Annotated in this window: 18 protein-coding genes; 13 read left to right on the forward strand and 5 right to left on the reverse strand. The window is 57.6% G+C overall.

Features of this window, described 5'->3' with window-relative positions; genetic code table 11:
- The first annotated feature begins 2 nt into the window (after positions 1 to 2).
- The 4 genes from LMTR13_RS08205 to LMTR13_RS08220 all read left to right on the forward strand — a co-directional run bounded on the left by LMTR13_RS08205 (position 3) and on the right by LMTR13_RS08220 (position 2899).
- Complete coding sequence (locus tag LMTR13_RS08205) at positions 3 to 392, forward strand: tautomerase family protein (RefSeq protein ID WP_065727450.1); 390 nt, start codon at positions 3 to 5, stop codon at positions 390 to 392.
- Entirely contained in the window at positions 389 to 1753 is a 1365-nt protein-coding gene (locus LMTR13_RS08210; protein WP_197521038.1) for an amidase, read from the forward strand. Before LMTR13_RS08205 ends, LMTR13_RS08210 begins: the two co-directional genes overlap by 4 nt.
- A gap of 134 nt (positions 1754 to 1887) precedes the next feature.
- A complete protein-coding gene (locus LMTR13_RS40415; protein ID WP_065727451.1) occupies positions 1888 to 2094 on the forward strand; it encodes a hypothetical protein in 207 nt (68 codons plus the stop codon).
- Positions 2078 to 2899 carry an acetoacetate decarboxylase family protein gene (locus LMTR13_RS08220; protein ID WP_065727452.1) on the forward strand — a complete coding sequence of 274 codons (822 nt, stop codon included), beginning with the start codon at positions 2078 to 2080 and terminating at the stop codon, positions 2897 to 2899. Before LMTR13_RS40415 ends, LMTR13_RS08220 begins: the two co-directional genes overlap by 17 nt.
- A 334-nt stretch (positions 2900 to 3233) precedes the next feature.
- On the opposite strand, the gene LMTR13_RS08225 is transcribed toward LMTR13_RS08220, so the two are convergent.
- From LMTR13_RS08225 to LMTR13_RS08240, 4 genes are all read right to left on the reverse strand, one after another.
- On the reverse strand, positions 3234 to 3548 hold the full coding sequence (locus LMTR13_RS08225) for an antibiotic biosynthesis monooxygenase family protein (protein WP_065727453.1): 315 nt from the start codon (positions 3546 to 3548) through the stop codon (positions 3234 to 3236).
- A gap of 122 nt (positions 3549 to 3670) precedes the next feature.
- Complete coding sequence (locus LMTR13_RS08230) at positions 3671 to 4600, reverse strand: LysR family transcriptional regulator (protein WP_083218875.1); 930 nt, start codon at positions 4598 to 4600, stop codon at positions 3671 to 3673.
- A gap of 134 nt (positions 4601 to 4734) precedes the next feature.
- Positions 4735 to 5406 carry an SDR family NAD(P)-dependent oxidoreductase gene (locus LMTR13_RS08235; protein ID WP_083218877.1) on the reverse strand — a complete coding sequence of 224 codons (672 nt, stop codon included), beginning with the start codon at positions 5404 to 5406 and terminating at the stop codon, positions 4735 to 4737.
- Between the two features lie 98 nt (positions 5407 to 5504).
- Positions 5505 to 6080: a DUF4865 family protein gene (locus LMTR13_RS08240; protein WP_065727454.1), complete on the reverse strand. Its 576-nt coding sequence runs from the start codon at positions 6078 to 6080 to the stop codon at positions 5505 to 5507.
- A gap of 297 nt (positions 6081 to 6377) precedes the next feature.
- Between LMTR13_RS08240 and LMTR13_RS08245 the strand changes: the two genes are divergently transcribed.
- Complete coding sequence (locus LMTR13_RS08245) at positions 6378 to 7250, forward strand: PhzF family phenazine biosynthesis protein (RefSeq protein ID WP_065727455.1); 873 nt, start codon at positions 6378 to 6380, stop codon at positions 7248 to 7250.
- Between the two features lie 311 nt (positions 7251 to 7561).
- Here the strand turns inward: LMTR13_RS08245 and LMTR13_RS38805 are convergent, their stop codons facing one another.
- Complete coding sequence (locus LMTR13_RS38805; RefSeq protein WP_083218879.1) at positions 7562 to 8059, reverse strand: winged helix-turn-helix transcriptional regulator; 498 nt, start codon at positions 8057 to 8059, stop codon at positions 7562 to 7564.
- Positions 8060 to 8171: 112 nt separating this feature from the next.
- Between LMTR13_RS38805 and LMTR13_RS08250 the strand changes: the two genes are divergently transcribed.
- The 8 genes from LMTR13_RS08250 (at position 8172) to LMTR13_RS08285 (ending at position 17880) form a co-directional block, all read left to right on the forward strand.
- A complete protein-coding gene (locus LMTR13_RS08250) occupies positions 8172 to 9401 on the forward strand; it encodes an MFS transporter (protein ID WP_065727456.1) in 1230 nt (409 codons plus the stop codon).
- Positions 9402 to 10270: 869 nt separating this feature from the next.
- Positions 10271 to 10696 (forward strand): biotin transporter BioY, encoded by a 426-nt coding sequence (locus tag LMTR13_RS08255; RefSeq protein ID WP_065727457.1) that lies wholly within the window; start codon positions 10271 to 10273, stop codon positions 10694 to 10696.
- Positions 10693 to 12177 carry an AMP-binding protein gene (locus LMTR13_RS08260; RefSeq protein ID WP_065727458.1) on the forward strand — a complete coding sequence of 495 codons (1485 nt, stop codon included), beginning with the start codon at positions 10693 to 10695 and terminating at the stop codon, positions 12175 to 12177. The genes LMTR13_RS08255 and LMTR13_RS08260 overlap by 4 nt, the downstream gene beginning before the upstream one ends.
- The gene (locus LMTR13_RS08265; RefSeq protein ID WP_065727459.1) at positions 12174 to 13307 is read left to right on the forward strand and encodes a thiolase family protein; all 1134 of its coding nucleotides are present in this window, start codon (positions 12174 to 12176) and stop codon (positions 13305 to 13307) included. The genes LMTR13_RS08260 and LMTR13_RS08265 overlap by 4 nt, the downstream gene beginning before the upstream one ends.
- 3 nt (positions 13308 to 13310) lie before the next feature.
- Entirely contained in the window at positions 13311 to 13772 is a 462-nt protein-coding gene (locus LMTR13_RS08270) for a MaoC/PaaZ C-terminal domain-containing protein (protein WP_065727460.1), read from the forward strand.
- A gap of 468 nt (positions 13773 to 14240) precedes the next feature.
- Positions 14241 to 15875, forward strand: coding sequence for a caspase family protein (locus LMTR13_RS08275; RefSeq protein ID WP_065727461.1), 1635 nt, complete (start codon positions 14241 to 14243; stop codon positions 15873 to 15875).
- Positions 15876 to 15888: 13 nt separating this feature from the next.
- The gene (locus LMTR13_RS08280) at positions 15889 to 16782 is read left to right on the forward strand and encodes a serine protease (protein WP_065727462.1); all 894 of its coding nucleotides are present in this window, start codon (positions 15889 to 15891) and stop codon (positions 16780 to 16782) included.
- 99 nt (positions 16783 to 16881) lie between these two features.
- Positions 16882 to 17880, forward strand: a complete 999-nt coding sequence (locus tag LMTR13_RS08285) for a hypothetical protein (protein ID WP_156795492.1) — start codon at positions 16882 to 16884, stop codon at positions 17878 to 17880.

A 17880-nucleotide genomic window follows, 5' to 3' on the forward strand; every position in this document is an offset into this window, starting at 1 on the left:
CCTTGCCTTATCTCCAAATCGACGTACCAAACCATCATTCTGCGGAACAGAAGCAGCGCCTGGCGAAACGTCTTGGCGAGATTTACAGCGAGATGATGCAAGCGAACGCCAGGCGGGTTTCGGTAGCCATTCGCGAATTAGGCGATGGTGGCATCTGGCGATGCACGGAAGCAGAGCCTTATCCGGCTGCATTGCTGATGTGCGACATCCGCCGCGGTCGTCCTCCCGAACAGAGGGCGCGATTGGCGCGGGCGCTCGTGGAGGCAATTGTTGAAATTCTGGGGTTGCGCGTCGATCAGATCAATGTCGAATTCACTCAGCACGCCGGCGATGAAATGTATCATCCGCTGCTCGGTGGCCTCAGCGACGATTGGGCGGCAGGTGAAACGTGATCGGTAGTCCGACCAGTATCGTAGCGCAGCACGAGGCGCTCGTCAGTGGCAGGATGAGCAGCCGGGAGCTCGTCGAAACCTGCTTGTCGAGAATTGCCGACCCAGTGGGCGAGGGTACGCGTACCTTCATACGCGTTTGGGAGAAACAGGCCCGACGGGCCGCCCAGGCGCAGGATGATCTGCTTCGCGCCGGCTATGCCTCATCCCTCCTGGCGGGCATTCCGGTGTCCATTAAGGATTTGTTCGACGTTGAGGGCGAAGTCACTCTGGCCGGGACTAGGGCATTGGACGACTGCCCTCCGGCTGCGGCGGACGCTCCCATCGTCAAGCGCCTGAAGGCTGCCGGCGCGGTACTTGTCGGCCGAACCAATATGACTCAGTTCGCGTTTTCCGCGGTGGGCATCAACCCCTGTTTTGGTACGCCTGGAAATCCCTGGGACAGAGACCGTATCCCCGGCGGATCCTCCTCCGGTGCTGCAGTTTCAGTCGCAGACGGGATGGCGATCGCCGCGATCGGCTCGGACACTGTGGGCTCAATACGGGTTCCGGCCGCGCTTTGCGGCGTTGTAGGCTTCAAACCTACGCAAGGTGCCGTTTCGCGCGAGGGGGCCGTTCCGCTGTCGACCACGCTCGACACGGTCGGCCCGTTGGCAAGGACGGTCCACGATTGCGCGCTCGTTCACGCTGCGATAGCCGGCGAAATTCAAACGATGCCGAAAGGTGCGAGTGTGAGCGGCCTGCGACTTGCCGTTCCGACGGACGTTGTCCTTGAAGGGCTGGATGCCGACGTCTCACAAACATTTCAGCGGGCGTGCACGATGATGTCAAGCGCCGGTGCTGCGCTGCGCGAGTTGCCAACCGGCGTTTTTTCCGACATTCGGTCGGAGAATCTGAACGCGACGATTCAGTCTGTCGAGGCGCTCGCCTGGCACCGCGACCTGCTGGCCCGCCGAAGGCCAGACTACGATCCCAACGTCAGAAAACGCGTCGAGCGCGGTGCGCAGTTCTCTGCTGTGGACTACGTCCGTGCGCTCGGCCGGCGGACCGAGTTGATGGCGAAATTTGACGCTGTCACAGCCCCATTCGATGCGCTGATCCTTCCGACGGTGTCGATCATCGCGCCGTCAATGGACGAATGCAGGCGTGACGAAGATAGCATCCGCGCGCAGCTAATACGGAATCCCTCGCTCTTTAATCTGCTCGATCGGCCTTCAATCTCGATTCCTATGCATCGCCCTGGCGAACCACCGACAGGATTGACAATCGTCGGAGAACGCTACGAAGATTGCCGACTACTTGCCATCGCGAGTGCAGTCGAGGAATTGTTTATCTCGAGGAGTCCGGATTTGCTTTGGAGATAGCTTGAGTACTGCTGATCCTCCTAGACAGCGCTATATGGGTCTCTTGCAGCTATTGTTTCGCTTTTTTGAAGCGTGGCTTCAGAACAAGTGCCTTATCGGGCACATGAGAGATTTGGTATAAGTGCATTGATCAGATGGTGTTGCATGCGCAAGCCGACTACGTGGCAGCGGTTAACGTCCGCAAACTTCTGCACGAGCTGATGAAAGAAGGTAATGATGTGAAGGTATTTGAAGGACCATCTGCCTTATGCTTGCTCAAGCATGAAGACAATCCGCTGGCTCAATCCAGCCACATCCAGCCTGCGGCATTCATTGGTTTGTCCCATGAGCTATCGATTTGAGCCTGGGCTCATCTACCGTATGCCGACCCATTTTGGGCCGGCACCGGGCCCGCGCCAACTTCCGCCTGGAATATCCTCAAATCCAAAGCGCAGCCCGCGTCGACTTTCAGTCGGGGCCAGCTTTCTGACAGATGCTGCCTTGCTTGAGCGGCATTTGCCCGAAGGTTTCAGCCTTTCCGGCGAACCCATCGTGAGCGTCGAATTTCACTATATGACCGAAATCGACTGGCTTGCCGGACGCGGGTACACAATGATCCACGTTAGTTGGCCCGCTCGCTTCAGGGGGGGCCGGGATCGGTCCGAAGGACGATTTCTCGCGGTGGTATGGGAGAGCCTTGCCGATCCCATCATTTCGGGTAGGGACGAAGTTGGTCATCCAAAGCTTTACGCGGAGGTTGATGAGCCAAGGGAGTGGAATGGCGTGCGGTTTTGCACGGCCGCCTGGATGGGCTTTCGTTTTCTCGAACTAACCGTCTCCGATTTGCAGAATGCTCCCTCCACGCAAACACCCAGCTCCTTAGACGGCACACTAATGTTAAAGTATGTGCCGCGCACCGGCGCATGGGGCGAGCACGAAGTCCGCCAGGTAACACTCACGCCCGCCGCGGATCCTGACAAGACCATTGAATACCGTCAGACCGGCATCGGCACCGTTCGTTTTTGCCGCGCGGATTGGTCGGATCTGCCCACGATGCACCACGTTGTGAATGCGTTGGCCGAGCTGCCCATCATCGAACCGCGTGGGGCCACAGTAACGCTTTCGCGTGGCGGCAAACCGTACCGTGATCAACGCATTCTGGAATAGAGTTCAAGTGGTCATCTCAGCTTCGAGGGGGACGCTATCGTTGCTCCCGATCGAGACGTATAGGCACTCAATATGATCCTGCTGCTTGGCGCGACGCTTGCTTAAATCGGCGATGTGTGTCGCGCGTCTCGAGTTTCCTGGAAGCGGTCGGCCTTTGGTCTCATCCCGTTGTGCAGCAATGTAACACCTTGTCTGCATCCTCGTTTCCACGGGCACTATGCTCGAAAGCGGATGCCATCGATTCCGCCTCGTGCGTCCGAATGCGGGTTTGATTGAGATGCTTTTCGGATGGACGGTTTCAGAACCGAAGGGGGAATGTCATTTCTTGTTGGCCCTATTTCTTTCCGACCCGGCTCTCCCATGTGCGGGCGTGAACAACCTTGCATACTTGATATTTGAACTCGCTATAGAATTTTGTAAACCCAAGCTGTTTGGCCTTCATGTGCTCGGGATGGACTTTCCATTTCTGAAGCGCCTCCTCGGACTCGAACTCCACAATGGTCACCCGTTCGCCATCCTCTGCGACAAATCCCTTGTGAGACAGGTATCCAGGAATGGCCCGCGCGAGCTCACTCATGCGCATCGCCATCGGGCCGTATTCCTCTTCAATGTGCGCGTTGAGACGAGTCCTAAATACCGTGACAATCATGAAGTGTGAGCCTCCTCTGTGAAAGCTGGGGCTCGCATCCCTGCGATCTCAATCGACCCCTTGCGCAGTAGCGTCACTATGTCAGCGCGGGTTATCAATCAAATGCATATTGCAGATAATGATCATGTGCCGTTGCTATCTTGAAGCTTTACCTTCAGCTGTCTTGCCAGCAGCTCGATTGCCGGGTCAAAACGGCTAGGAACCAAGTTACGGACTAGGGTGACGGTCGCGGATAGTTGGAAGTCTGCCACGTCGAGGGCGCGCAGTTCGGCGCGATGTGGACTGCGCTCGAGCTGTCGATAGGGCGCGAGCCCCAGTCCTCCACTCTGGGCGAGAAGCGACAACTGGAGGTCCTCACCGAAGATTTCAGCTGCTACCTGGATGAGAATGTTATGCCGATCAAAGGCGCGCTCAAGAGCGGCGCGACAGCCACACCCGCGTGGATTAAGGAACCAGCCTTCCTCGGCCAAATCCCGCAGCCGCCAAGGGCTGCCGTCGGGCTTTGTCGAAGCTCTTGAGGAGGAAGAGACAATGACTATCCGCTCCGTCCCCACGGACAGCCTCCGCACGCCACCTGGCAGTCTGTGGGCGTCCGTGATTAACCCAATGGCGCAATCGATTGCACCTCCAGGGACTTGCTCGATCAAGTCGGTTGTCCAGTTTGCGCTGACCTGCATCCGAACATGTGGGAATGAGCGACGCAGTGCATCAAGAGGGGATGTCAGGACCATTTCACCTAGTCCATGAGCCACGCCAACTCTGAGTTCGCCCGTAGGACCGGCACTGCGTGTTGCACACGCCTCCAGCTCTGCAACAGTGGTGAGAACGCGCCGACAATGTTCAAGCACGTGATTGCCTAGGGCGGTCAGAATTGCAGGTTTCACAGACCGATCGAACAGAGCATCTCCGCCAAATGCCGCCTCGAAGTTCTGTATCCGTCGAGTGGTTGCTGGCTGCGTAAGATTAAGTCGGACAGATGCTCGATTGATCGAGCCTGCTTCAGCCGCAGCGACAAACGCCTCAATATCCTGAATGTTTATAAGCGACCGCATAAGCCACGTTTGTTCGGCGACGGTGATCTAAGCCGACATTCTCCGAGTAAAGGTTCCCCATCGACGTGGCACCTTGAGATCTAGCTGACCGAGTCTCTCATCAACCCGTCTTGCTCTAAGTTCCGCTTGCGAAGTCATCGCGTGATCCAGCCACCCGAAAATGGGAAGACCTGGCCGACGAAAAGTCCCCTTCGTCGCCTGCAAGGAACAAGGCCAATGCAGCCGATTCCCACCCATGCGCCAATCGTCCGATCGGCGCGCCTTTGATGCGCTCCTTGAACTCCCCAGTGTTCTGGTAATTTTCGGGAACGTAGGTTTTGTTCTCGACAAAGGTCTGAGCAATTGCATTGACGTGCACGTCCTCCGCGCGACCTCTGTGCCCACGTCTGGACATAGGCAAGCTGCGTGCCCCGCGCCGAGCCGTAGGCCGAGTAATTGGCCATTCCTTTCAGCCCCGACGCACTGCCAATTACGACGGTCTTGCCCCGGCGGCGTTCGATCATCTGCGGAAGGACAGCTCTTACCAACCGATGTAAGGGAAAGACCATTGCCTCGTACATCGCTCGGAACGTCTCGTCGGTGGTGTCGAGCGCCGATGTTCTGGGCTGCTCTGCGGCAAGATTCGCAAACAACACATCGACCTCGCCCGCTTCACCGATCAAAGCCTCGGCGGCATCGCGCAGGCGAAGATCCCGGTTAGCCGCAATGACATCGGCGCCTTCGCTTTGGAACAGTGCCATCAAGTCCTTTCCCATGAACGCGCCAACTTGAGTAATGACCGTGCGTTTGCCTTGTAGTCGCTTCATTTCCGCTTCTTCAGTCTAGATCCGTGCGCGGTTCTGTCAGTTCGCCGAACTGGGGGCAGGACGGCGAGAATGGTCCCATACCGTGGCCCGGAGTATCGTCAAATGATAGTTCTCAGCGCTTCCAGCTCGGGTGCTGCAAAATAAGCAATGCTGAACAGCTGTTGTTTCTCGTTCAGACTTTCGAGCCTCTCAAAGATGCTAAATCGGGCAAGGCGCCACCTACTGATGTCGAGGGCCGCTAAGCTGATGACCAAGTTATCGTCCATCATAGTTGTGTGGCTTCGCTCGTGCTCGATCTGGCGTAGGTCGGCAAGCCGGGTGCTGAGACTAACGTCAGACACCTCGATAGTTGCGAACTTTGCGTGATGGGATAACCCTCGTCTGACATAGAATGGCAACCATGTATCTATCTCGGGGCGCCCGAACGTGGTGATAACGTTCTGAAATCGATCTCCGAGAATGAAATCAGTCAGTCCGTCAACTCGGCGCCAGAGGTACAGCGAAGAATAGGCATTGCGAACCGAGCCGCTCTGTCCTTGGCGTTGAATCATGAAGGCCTTGAACGCGAGATGAGGCACATCGTTCCAGATTGCGCCCCGTTGGCGGGCGCGGCTCGTAATTCGCTGCATCTCGTAGTCGGCTGGAAGTCTATGTAGGTAATGTTTGACGAGCATGCTTTTATCTGCGCTGCGGACATTAGAAGTTGACGTTCGAGCCAGTGCGAATGTTAACTTGGTTTCACAAGCGAACGCTTTCAAAGTATTGAAGCAATAGTTCGAGCAATTGAAATGTTCCGATGCCCCCAACAGAAGTTAAGGTGTCGGCAAGCCACTCGACGCCTGCCTCGGACATCGCCAATCATGGCAATGGAGAAGCCGCGGATGGGATCGAAGGTTGAAGGGCGCGAGCGGATATTTCGGCTGAAGCCTGCGCTTTACAGAAATTGCGTCCTGATTTGTTAGGAGTCGAGCTTGCGCGAGTATGCGTTCCACACCGTTGATGTCTTCACCCAAAGCCGGTTCGGCGGAAATCCTCTGGCCGTGTTCCCCGATGCACGGGGCCTCGATGCCACGACGATGCAGTTGCTGGCAGCCGAGATGAACTACAGCGAAACGACGTTCGTCCTTCCACCCGACAATCCCGCGCATACCGCACGGGTACGCATCTTCAATCGCGTGGCCGAAATGCCCTTCGCCGGACATCCTAATGTGGGCACGGCGTTCGTTCTGGCGCGCCTCGGCCTCGGGACTGGGCCCGTGTTGCTATTTGAAGAAATAGCGGGCCTCGTCGAAGTTCGCCTTACACGTGAGGGGTACTCCGAGATCGACGCGCCTCAGCCACTGAAACTGATTGGGGAGCTGCCTGTTGAGGCGATCGCAGCTTGCCTCTCCGTCGATCCTAAGAAGATTGCGACGCGCGCACACGCCCCCGTGCGCGCCTCTGTCGGCCTCGAATTCGTACTTGTCGAGGTTGAATCAGGGGCGCTTGCCGTCTCTGCGCCGGATATCGGTGCATTTCGACGCTGCGCCAATGCCATACCCAACCTCGGGGAGAGGCTTTCGATCTTTCTCTATGCTCGCGACGGTTTCAACATCCGCGCGCGGATGTTCGCGCCCCTTTCGGGTACATGGGAAGACCCTGCAACTGGCAGCGCAAATGCGACGTTAGCTGCGCTACTATTATCACTAAACGGGGGAGAGCGTCTGGCATACCACGCGGTACAGGGGTCCGAGATGGGGCGGCGCAGCGAACTCTCGCTGCGAGCTTGGCGAGCACGAGATGGGATTCGCGCTAGTGTGGGTGGTAGCTGCATCCCCGTTTTCAGTGGAACCGTTAAACTGTAAGCCTCATCCATCGTGAGGTCGTCACTTCCGTCACAACAAGGGCGGCTCGCCCGACTAGGCGCAGGGTCTCTCCAGACGCGCGGCGAAACACCTCATCGACCGTGACGGCGCGGACTGCCGAGGGCGCGATCGCCCTCAAGCTGTTGCTACGCGAAGGGCAAAACATCAGTCGTCATCATCGCGAAGAGATGCGACACGATTCCGGCTTAGACACGCGTGGAACGTTCGGCCACGTTTGCCCTCTCAACGGAGCAACTGTTTCCTTGTGAGACCTTATCACGTTTTGATCGCCGCATTCGTGTACCCTGCGTTCAGTCGACTCTTAAGCGCGCTGGGCCTTTACTACGTTTGATCGCCAATGGCGCAATGCGCAGCTTTTTAACGGATGTTCCGGAGGCGGCTAATAGCTGGCCGTCCTCCGATCGAACCTCTACCCTTCCGACCGGACGACCAGTTTCGTTTTCAACAAGCACCGAATGTTGTTCTCCGCGACCAAAGCAATGACCTTCGCCCCATTGCCTTAGGGTGACGACTACGGGAAAAAGATCCAATCCCTTTTGTGTAAGAATATACTCCAGGTAGGCGGAACCATCCGACGCCGGAGCACATCGAAGAATTCTAAGCGCAACCAGGGCCTGAAGGCGAGTTGTTAGTATACCTCTCGATACACCGAGGGATTTCTGAAAGTCGTTGAAACGACGAACCCCATCGAATGCATCCCTGATGATCAGCAGGGACCACCAATCGCCGATCGCGTCGAGCGCCCGCGCAACAGGGCAGGGCGAACCGCTTAGGCTAGTTCTTCTCACTTAACCTCTTCAATACAAGTCCATGGTCGATCCGGTTCAAAGATAGAACTGGACAGCCTTCGGGTCAATCGGTTCTATGATAGAACTGAATTTAGGATGAGGATGGCTCTCAATGAGACGTACTTTTATCTCGAAGGAAGATCGTCGTCGCTCGGATGCCGAAGTCCGCGAGAATAGTGCGCAGCCCTCGCGGGGCCTGATTTTCCTTCTTGCGCTAACCTGCGCCCTGAGCGTCGCTAATGTCTACTTTGCGCACCCGCTGCTAGACGTCATCGCAGGCGACCTAGGACTCGCACGTTCCGATGCTGGCCTGGTGGTTACGTTGACGCAGACCGGTTACGCTCTAGGTCTCATCCTGCTTGTTCCGCTTGGTGATCTACTCGAACCACGAAGACTGATTGTCGGACTAGCCACCGCATCTTCAGTAGTTCTGGCGGTCGCCGCGTCAGCTCCGACAGCTCCTTTGTTTTTGGGTGCGATGGCCATCGTTGGCTTGCTAGCGGTTCTCGTTCAGGTCGTGATTGCTTTCGCAGTAAGCCTGGCGCGGCCAGACGAGCGGGGGAATATTGTCGGTACAGTTACAAGTGGTGTGGTCATCGGTATCTTACTCGCGCGCACCGTCTCTGGAGTTTTGGGGGATCTTCATGGCTGGCGCTCGGTTTACTACGGTTCGGCCGCCCTCATGCTGCTCTTGGCCGCGCTTCTGATGCGGGCACTCCCATCCGCGATGGAGAGGCGGCAAACGGGATCATATTGGCAGCTTCTTAAGTCGATCGTACCTCTCCTCCGTGAAGAGCCCCTCCTTCGAACACGCGCGTTGTTTGCATTACTGATTTTCGCAGCGCTCAACGTGCTATGGGCACCTTTGTCGCTATTTCTCAGTGCGCCACCATTCGCATATTCTCACACTGCTGTAGGATTGTTTGGCCTAGTTGGAATCGCCGGCGTACTTGGCGCGAGACGTGCGGGCCAATGGGCTGACCAGAACCGCGGCCAGTTCACAACGTTGGGCGCTCTTGTGCTGATGCTCATAGCCTGGTTCTTGATTGCTATGGCTGGTCTCTCGATATGGGCGCTGATCGGGGGCGTGATAGTTCTCAATCTAGCGATTCAGGCGGTGCATGTCACCAATCAGGCTTTGATTTTCCGTATTCAGCCGGAAGCGCATAGCCGACGCGTCGGCTGCTACATGGTGTTTTACTCGATTGGCAGCGCGACAGGGGCTTTCGCATCGACAACCGCTTTCGAGCATGCGGGTTGGCGCGGCGTTTGTGCATTGGGCATTGGAATCAGCATTACGGCCATGATTCTACTTGCTGCGACGTGGAAATCGGCAAGGTAAGACATGTCGGTTGAGAAACCGAGCGTGAAGCGCTATGGATTGTCTGCTGCTTGAAACTAGATCTCATGACGGACGAGTGGTGGGCTCCACGATACCGTGGTCAAGGCTGTTCAATTCCCAGCAACTGAGCAAATTGCTCAACACTAGCGATTTACGACCTACGGCCCGCTCGACAAAAGCTCCGCGGCCTGCCCAAGGCCGCGTCGATAAGCCTCGTCGAACGTGACCGCGTCGGACTGCCAATGGCGCGATTGCGCCTGCCAATGAAGCTGCCATTCTACACGCCATAGCGATTCCTGATCGGTCCAGATCAGGGTCCCAGCAACGAGACTTCTCCACCCCGCGCCAACATTGCTGCCGCTACTTTGGGTCGGAACAATTCTGCCGCTTCATTGTTGCCCAGCCCCTCGAGCATTGCGACATCGGGCAACACGATGGGCAGCGTGTCGCGACCCGATACGACAAACTCGCAGCAGTGCGAATGTACGGACACTGAGCTTCGACAACTATGCACAACTAGACGCGGCCATAGAGAGCGCAGAGAGTCGCCTTCGAGCTCTGCAAATGGTTCCTCATTCGCATCGACACTATTAGGAAAATAGCAGGGCAACCCCTGATCGGCTTGCTCCTGAGGACGCTATCAAATTGCAGAGGCAGGGTTCAATTTTACGGAAGTGTAACTTAAGAGTAATGCGTTTCCTTAGATTATCGAGTGATGTTAGCGTTCGGAACGCCGGTAACCTCGTCGGATGTTATCTTCCGGTCTGGCCCGGTCTCAAGGCCCTAGTTAGCAAGCAAGGGTGTGGCGGCTATAGCTGTTAGCTAGCGCTCGATGCACGTGCTCGTCCTTCGGCCCATCAAGCCAGAGCGTGCTGATCATGAAAACTCTTGAGCTACAGGTCTTGAAATCCGTCGCACGAAGCCGCGCGACCAGTTGCGCTGTTGCCGAATGGAAAGCGATTCAGCTCACCTCGCGTGAGCGAGGCGAGCTCGGGCCCTTCTTCGTGCTCTCCACTGGACTTCGGTTGGGGTGGGTGCCGGGTGCATTCCCCATTGGGATCGTCAGGCACTACTTCACCCATGCGCTACTGCTTGCCGCCCTCGTGACTACAATTACTGGCGTAGCCTTCGTTCATGGCCGACGTATCGTCGGTGCCATTCGCATGGACGCGCATCGAGCGATGCTGACGACCGCCCTATGCTTGCGGGGCGATCTGGTGAAAGCGTTCGCCGTGGCCTTGCCGGCCAAGGACGCTGAACAGACCTACTGGGTCGAGCTAAGGCATCGCAAGTGAGCATCACAGCATCGCTGTCCTATCACGCTGGGCGGACGCCGAATTGCCATGCGCTCGTGTTCGAGGAGCAGCGAATATCCTGGCGGGATCTCGACCGCGAAATCAACCGGCTGGCAGGCTTCATTGCCGGCGCGACCCCTAGAGGCGGCGGCGTCGCGCTTCATCTGCCGACCAGTCCCGCGCTCGCACTGTTGTTTCTTGCCATCGCGCGGGCCGGGCGGGAAGCGCTGGTGCTGGACCCGGACTCGCCGGCTGCGACGAGCCGAGCGATCCTGGCGCAGCTATCGCCTGCTCTGATTGTCAGTTTCGACGCCCGCTTTGCAGGCGAGACGATCGTCCTTGCCGATCCGCTGCTCCCCTTCGCTCAGGTTGCGTCGGTGCTCGGTGCCCCGACCGACCCGGGCCTAGTATGCGAGCCTGATGCCCTGACGCCGTTCTACGTAGGCTTCACCTCCGGATCGACTGGCTTTCCCAAAGGCTACCGCCGCCACCATCGGTCTTGGACAGAAAGTTTCCGCCATGATGCAATCGAATTTGGGATCACAGCAGACGATGTGATCCTCGCACCCGGAACACTGACCCATTCGCTTTTCCTCTATGCTCTGGTTCACGGGCTCAATGTCGGCGCCCGCGTCATTCTCTGCCGGCGGTTTAGGCCTGACGCGACCGCGCGGCTTATCGAAAGCGAGCAAGCCACAGTACTGTATGGCGTGCCGACTCAGCTGCAAACGACGATCAAAGCAGCCGGCGTTGTTCCGCTCGCTTCCATGCGTTGGATCTTATCGTCGGGAGCAAAGTGGCCGGTCGGCGAGCGCGAAGCGCTGCGGTGCTTGTTTCCCAATGCCCGGTTTGCCGAGTTCTATGGTGCGTCGGAGACGAGTTTCATGACGGTGGCGAAAGCCGACGAAGGCAGTCCCGTGACATCGGTTGGCCGTGCCTTCTCGGGCGCCGTGGTCACAATCCGGGATCGCGCGGGTCGCTGCCTACCGGCCGAAAAGGCGGGCTATGTGTTTGTCGAGAGTCCATTTCTGTTCATGAACTACGCATGTGGAGAAGCATCCGATCTACTACGTCACGGGGATGCAATGTCCGTTGGCGACATCGGCTTTCTCGATTCCCAGGACTTCCTGCATTTGGTTGGCCGGGCCAGCCGGAAGATCGTGACCTCCGGCAAAAACGTTTACCCGGAGGAGATCGAACGGGTACTCGAGCGTCACCCCGGGATAGCGTTCGCGGCCGTGCTAGGTGCCCCTGACTCGAGTCGCGGCGAACGGCTGGTGGCGCTTGTCCATTTGCGCGCAGACGTATCCCTTGCCGCCTCGCAACTCATCTCTCACCTGCGAGATGTGTTACCCTTGTATAAGGTGCCGCGCGTCTATGCGAACGTGCCGGATTGGCCGCTGACGCGATCCGGGAAAACCGATTTCAATGGACTCCACCAAGCCTGGATGGCAGGCGCAATCACGCAGAGGCTGCTATGAGCGCGGTGTTCATCGCCGCCGCACGCCGCACAACGGTGGGCCCCCGTGGTGGTGTCTTCGCCAAGGTCGAGGGGGCCGAACTGGCCGAAGCATGCATTCGGGTGGTGCTCGGCGATGTCGGCCTTTCACCGTCAAACCTTGACGAAGTGATCCTGGGCAACACGCTTTATGGCGGCGGCAATCCCGCTCGCGTGGCGGCATTGAAGGCCGGGATACCTGCGGCGGTGCCGGCAAGTACGATCGACACGCAATGTTGTGCTGGGCTCGATGCGATCCTGCTGGCTACGGCGCGCATTAAGGCCGGAGAAGCCGACGCGATCGTCGCAGGCGGCGTCGAAAGCTTCAGCCGGGCCCCGATCCGCTCCCGCCGTCCGCTCCTTCCTCATGAGGACGCGCAACCTTACGACAGGCCGCCGTTCACGCCGTGGCCGGAACGAGACCCGGACATGATCCCGGCGGCCGCGATGCTCGCAGCAGAATTGAACATAACCCGTCGTGACCAAGAGGTCTTCGCGATCGAAAGCCACCGCAAAGCATTGGCGCACGGCGCCTCGATGGCGGAATTCGTTCCTGTTTGCGGACAAACGGGCGATCCTTTTGCCCGCCGTCTCACCGCCGGGCTATGCGGGCGCCTTCCCGTTCTTGCGGGGAGTCCAACCCATGGCGTGACCGCAGCGACTGTGGCGGTGGAGGCCGATGCGGCCGCTGTAGTCCTGTTAGCGTCCGCGCGAGCGCTGGCGTCCATTCGTCATCCCGCCCGGCTCATCCGTATCGCCGGTGGCGAGCGGACGGGCGGTGATCCCGAACGCCCGGGGCTGGCGCCGATCGAGGCGGCGCGAGCAGTCTTGGATCGTGCGGGACTGTCCGCATCCTCTGTTTCGGTTGCAGAGATCATGGAGGCCTTCGCCGTTCAAGCCGTCGCCTGCATTCGCGCGCTCGATCTCGACCCTATGTGCGTTAATCCTGGCGGCGGCGCTCTTGCGCGAGGGCACCCTATCGGCGCATCCGGAGCGATCACCGCAGTGCGCGTGTGGCATGAAATGCAGACGATGGACAAGGGGGCGGTCGGACTTGCTGCGATCGCCGCGGCGGGCGGGCTAGGGTCCGCGGTGCTGCTTCAGACTGAATAAGTCATGCCTGTCCAGGTCGATCGCCCAGCTGACCTCGTTGCCTTGGTCGGGGTCGAACTAAAGAGCGAAATATTTGTGCTGACTCAATCGGACGTCGACCGCTTCCTTGCGTTCAGCGGTGATCGCCAGTGGATTCATTTCGACGTCGAGCGGGCCAGAGAACGGTTGCCGGGGGGGCGCACGATCGTACCCGGCAATCTGCTGATTGTGCAGTTGCCGCGCTTGCTGCAGCAGGCCTACGCCGTGGCCCATTTCGAGAAATGCTACGTCGCGGAGTATCGCCAGGTTCGCTTCCGGCATCCGGTAGGCACAGGCGTACGGTTGTTCCTGCAGGTAAAATTTTTATCCGTCACGCCGACACGAAGCTTTGTTCGTCTCGAAGCAGCCTGCGCGATCAATTGCGCTGAAAGCTGCCGACCTGCATTGACGGCAATCGTAGTTGATCTCTTCTACAACCCGCGATGACGTACGTCGGCCATGCAGGAAGCCCGACGAATATCATGGATCCGCTGGGATTGACGGCCGCTGCTAACGTGCGCCGTTCTTTAGACCGAAATACATTCGGAAGATGGGTCTGAGTACAAGCTGTCCACCACGCTGTCCCTTTCGAGCCAACCAGCTCATAGCGTTGGTGCCTACGCCAAAAAGGCTTGAGCGCGGCGCCGTCCCACTGAAACAACCCAAGTGACAGTCGAGCTCATCCTGTAACAGTTTGGCCCAACAAGGCCGCAAGGGAGCGCGTAGGATTGCGAAAACGCAAGTGAAGCTTTGATGGAATTTGATTTTCCTGAGATGGCAAGTCAGTACTGTTTAGCGTGCCCGCATTCAGGATAAGCAGGTGGATGAAAACAAAGCGTAAAATTACTGGTTGCAAGGCGTTAGATTGTAGGGAAGACTAGGGATTACTGGACTTCGGCGGGGGCGCGGAGTTGGATGTATTGCGTTATTTTGTTTGTCAGTTTGATTCTATGTACTTCGGCGGCCGCGCAGACGGCCGATCCAAAGTTCAACGTCGAGAAGCCCGTCAAGCGCTTCGCTCTAGTCGTTGGAAACTCCGAGTATACGACGACAGAGAAACTTCCAGGCGTCGTGAACGACGTTAAGACAGTCGCCGCAAAGTTGCGGCTGGCCGGATTCTCAGTTCGAGAGGCCACCAACTTCAAAACTCGGGCAGATTTCCTAACCAAGCATTTCCTGCCCTTTGTGGACGAGGTGGAAGAAAACTCCTTTGTCGTTTTTTACTTCTCCGGCCATGGCTTCACCTATGGCGGCGAAAGCTACCTGCTACCGCTCGAATACCCTGCAAAGGTGCCAGCCAACAAGGTCTTTGATACGTTCGTATCAGCGAGCGCTTTGCAAGAGAGACTAAATCTCCGGAACCCAACCCTGCTCGTAATGCTCCTTGACGCATGCCGTAACGTCGGAGGAGTAATCGACGAACGTCCCGAAGACAGGCACACGTTGACGAAAGGGCTTGCTACCCTTTCGCTAGTGCAGAACAACATCATCGGGTTCTCGTCGGAGCCTGGAAAAATTTCATTGGCTAGTGCCGATGGAGCGCTCAGCAAATACACCGAAGCCCTGACGCGCTTTTTGACCGCGCCAGGGGTAGAGTTCGCCGACGCGCAAAGGCAAATCGTCGCGCATGTTCGAAGGGCCACCAACTCGGGCCAAAGCCCTTGGGTCTCTTCGTCACTAACCCTTTTTGTTCATTTCAATCCGACCCAAGCAACTAAGGACGATTACAAGGTCGCCTGGCTTGCCGCCCAAGCCAGAGATACTGAAGCCGATGTGAGAGATTACCTTGCATTGTATGGGCTGGGCCACTTCGCCGAGGCTGCTCGCCTTTGGCTAACGGAGAGGAGCGCGCGCGCAAGCACATTCACGAGGCTATCACCTGAACTGATCGATCAGCTCTGGGAGAGCGCGCGCGCCACAGGCCAAGTCGCGAGCACTGAACTAGTCATAGCCCCGTTGGGGTTGGAGCGAACGACAATCTCGACAAAGGCTAGTAAAGACGACTCCATCCCGCAAGACGAGTTTGTAGCCTCCGCCCTGTCAAAGCAAACCGCGGTGGTGCTGGGAAAGTTGACTGGGCGCGCGCAACCTGATGCCGGTGCGGCTGCTACGACGAGCCTAGATTTTGGAGATAAGGTCAAGATTGACTCTTACAAAGTTCGATCCGGTCAGGTGTGGTTAGAAGCGAAATCGAAAGAAGAAACGTTCTGGCTTGCCCTGCCCAAGGATGCCTCCGTCAAAAAGGTGGAGCTAGGCTCTCCGATCAAAGAGTTCGAGATTCGCGCCGGCAGAACAGCGGCACTCGCTGATGAGCGACAGATCAATTCCGAAGTCGCCAAGTTGCCTGCAAAGTCAATCAGCTGGATCTCGATTGCCATTCCTCAGCGCGCCAGCAGAACTGCTCGTGCCGACAGAGCTGCTATCGAGACGAGGGCGCGAGCGGCTCACGCTGCATTTCTGCTTTCAAAGGTTGTGCCTCCTGGACGGATCACGCTCGTCGAGGGGGTTGCCGAAGTCCAAGAGCCGCGCGTGAGAGTGTTCAGCAATTAGCCAGAGGTTTGCGATGAAGAAGGCGATCATAGTGTTGCTCGGAGTTGCGCTGGGCTTTTGCTCGGCTCAAGCGCAAGAGTTGACGAAAGAAAACTTCAAGCCAACCGGTTCGCAGGACTACGATGAAGCGGTGAACCGTTTTTTGAACGGTATAGAGCCGAAGATCGTGGGCGGTAAGAAGGCGGCCGATGGTGCTTATCCCTGGCAAGTCACGCTGCTTGTGAAGGGCATACCGAACACACATCAAGCTCATTTCTGCGGCGGGTCGATCTACAATAGCCAAAGGATCGTAACAGCGGCGCACTGCCTTATCGGTGTGAGCCCTAACCAGTTCGAGGTCGCCGCCGGGACCAATATCCTAAATCAAACAGTCAAACGGCATAAGGTGGCCCGCCGCATTATTCACGCCGACTATGGTAAAGCGAAGAGGTTCGACAGCGATATCGCGCTGGTTCAGCTTGCAGAGCCAATGAAACTTAATGATCGCCAGATGGCAATTGCGTTGCTTACGTCCGATCAGGAGGGGCAGGTCTACGTAGACCCGAATGACCTAATCGTTACTGGATGGGGTGCAACGGAAGAGGGTGGAAGTAAGGTACGCGATTTGAGGGAGGTGACAGTTCCGTTTGTCAGCGCGAAGCGCTGCACTGACCCTCTAAGCTATGGGGACCGCGTCACAGATAAGATGGTTTGCGCCGGCGAGCCCCAGAAGGACTCCTGTCAGGGCGACAGCGGTGGTCCCCTCATTACCGTTGCTCCAAAAGACAAAGTTCGTTTGGCCGGCATTGTAAGTTGGGGCGACGGCTGCGCCAGGCCCGGGAAATACGGCATCTACACCCGTGTTCGTGCCTTCACAGGGTGGGTTGCAGCCTGCGTCAGTGGGGCCGCTTGCTCAGAGTTGAAGTAGACACCGCTGCATTGCTTGTGTCCTTTAGAATTTGGATGATCAATGAGACCGCGCTCCTTAGCTTTCCTGCTGCCGCTACTTCTCGCTTCGTGCACTGGCTTGTTTGTCGTTCACGATCCTCAGAGTGGCGTGATCTCTGCTGGCCAACTGCCGGGGTTTTTAAAGTCAGTCCGCTGTGAGCTGGTGACCTTCTACGAGATCGCGCGCTCGCGAAAGGCCGCTTACGACGCGATGGTAAAGAGCAATCCTGAAGCGGCATTTATAAGATATGCCTACTTCGAGATTGATCCACGTCTCTTCGGTGCATTTACGCTTGAACTGAAGGTGACGGATGTAGCCGGCATGGGCTCCGGTACAGCGCTTGACTATCGACAGGTTCTGGGCGGGGGTGCAGTCGACGTCACGCATGTGGGGCCAACACTTTCGGGCCAAGGCACCAACAGCCTGATTTGGGCATTCCTATTGCGGCAAGATGCGCAGCTTGCGGGGGAACGGAAGGAAGGCAGCCCTGTAGGTGGTGACCGGAACTGCTACATAGGAAAGATAGGAACGTTGGATGAGCTTGAGCTCCTCGCAGAAGGACAAGATCCGGCGCGTGAGGCGTTCACGCGCATCAGGATCGATGCTCAGAAGCCGTTGGCCGCGTGGCTGCGCGACAATGGCGCGATGATGAGCGCGAATTTTCTGGCAGCGCCTTCTTCTGAGGTGGCTGAGCCTGCACAGATGTTCTACTCGTTCGCACTGCAGGTCTCCGGAGGAATCGAGGCGCGGTACTCGCTGACTAACGCTCGTTGGACTCCCGTAGCTGTCCAGGCGCTCGCGACAGCAACGCAGAACAGTAATCTACAACTGTATATAAACGGTCCGGGCGCGGCTTTCGCAAACGCTGCTAAGGCCGGCGGGGCCGCTCATGTCCCGCCACCGCCTCCGCTTGGAAGCTCGCAGCGTCCAATGCACGTAATCGTCGAAGGGGAAAGGCAATCGGGCGAAGGACGATCAGGGGGCCGGATGCTGCGAGAAGCACCGACGCCTTTGCCGCGCTCAAAGGGCTATTTCCTCACGCCGCTTCCAGTTTTTCCGCCTGCGGTGACGCAATGA

This window comes from Bradyrhizobium icense, from assembly GCF_001693385.1.
GTDB lineage: Bacteria > Pseudomonadota > Alphaproteobacteria > Rhizobiales > Xanthobacteraceae > Bradyrhizobium > Bradyrhizobium icense.

What these genes read in the sequence shown, in the direction of transcription:
- LMTR13_RS08225 (WP_065727453.1), bottom strand. Translation starts at nt 3,548, where the DNA reads ATGATTGTCACGGTATTTAGGACTCGTCTCAACGCGCACATTGAAGAG.
- LMTR13_RS08240 (WP_065727454.1), bottom strand. Translation starts at nt 6,080, where the DNA reads ATGCTCGTCAAACATTACCTACATAGACTTCCAGCCGACTACGAGATG.
- LMTR13_RS08250 (WP_065727456.1), top strand. Translation starts at nt 8,172, where the DNA reads ATGAGACGTACTTTTATCTCGAAGGAAGATCGTCGTCGCTCGGATGCC.
- LMTR13_RS08280 (WP_065727462.1), top strand. Translation starts at nt 15,889, where the DNA reads ATGAAGAAGGCGATCATAGTGTTGCTCGGAGTTGCGCTGGGCTTTTGC.
- LMTR13_RS08275 (WP_065727461.1), top strand. Translation starts at nt 14,241, where the DNA reads ATGTATTGCGTTATTTTGTTTGTCAGTTTGATTCTATGTACTTCGGCG.
- LMTR13_RS08265 (WP_065727459.1), top strand. Translation starts at nt 12,174, where the DNA reads ATGAGCGCGGTGTTCATCGCCGCCGCACGCCGCACAACGGTGGGCCCC.
- LMTR13_RS08235 (WP_083218877.1), bottom strand. Translation starts at nt 5,406, where the DNA reads ATGAAGCGACTACAAGGCAAACGCACGGTCATTACTCAAGTTGGCGCG.
- LMTR13_RS08230 (WP_083218875.1), bottom strand. Translation starts at nt 4,600, where the DNA reads ATGCGGTCGCTTATAAACATTCAGGATATTGAGGCGTTTGTCGCTGCG.
- LMTR13_RS08270 (WP_065727460.1), top strand. Translation starts at nt 13,311, where the DNA reads ATGCCTGTCCAGGTCGATCGCCCAGCTGACCTCGTTGCCTTGGTCGGG.
- LMTR13_RS40415 (WP_065727451.1), top strand. Translation starts at nt 1,888, where the DNA reads ATGGTGTTGCATGCGCAAGCCGACTACGTGGCAGCGGTTAACGTCCGC.
- LMTR13_RS08220 (WP_065727452.1), top strand. Translation starts at nt 2,078, where the DNA reads ATGAGCTATCGATTTGAGCCTGGGCTCATCTACCGTATGCCGACCCAT.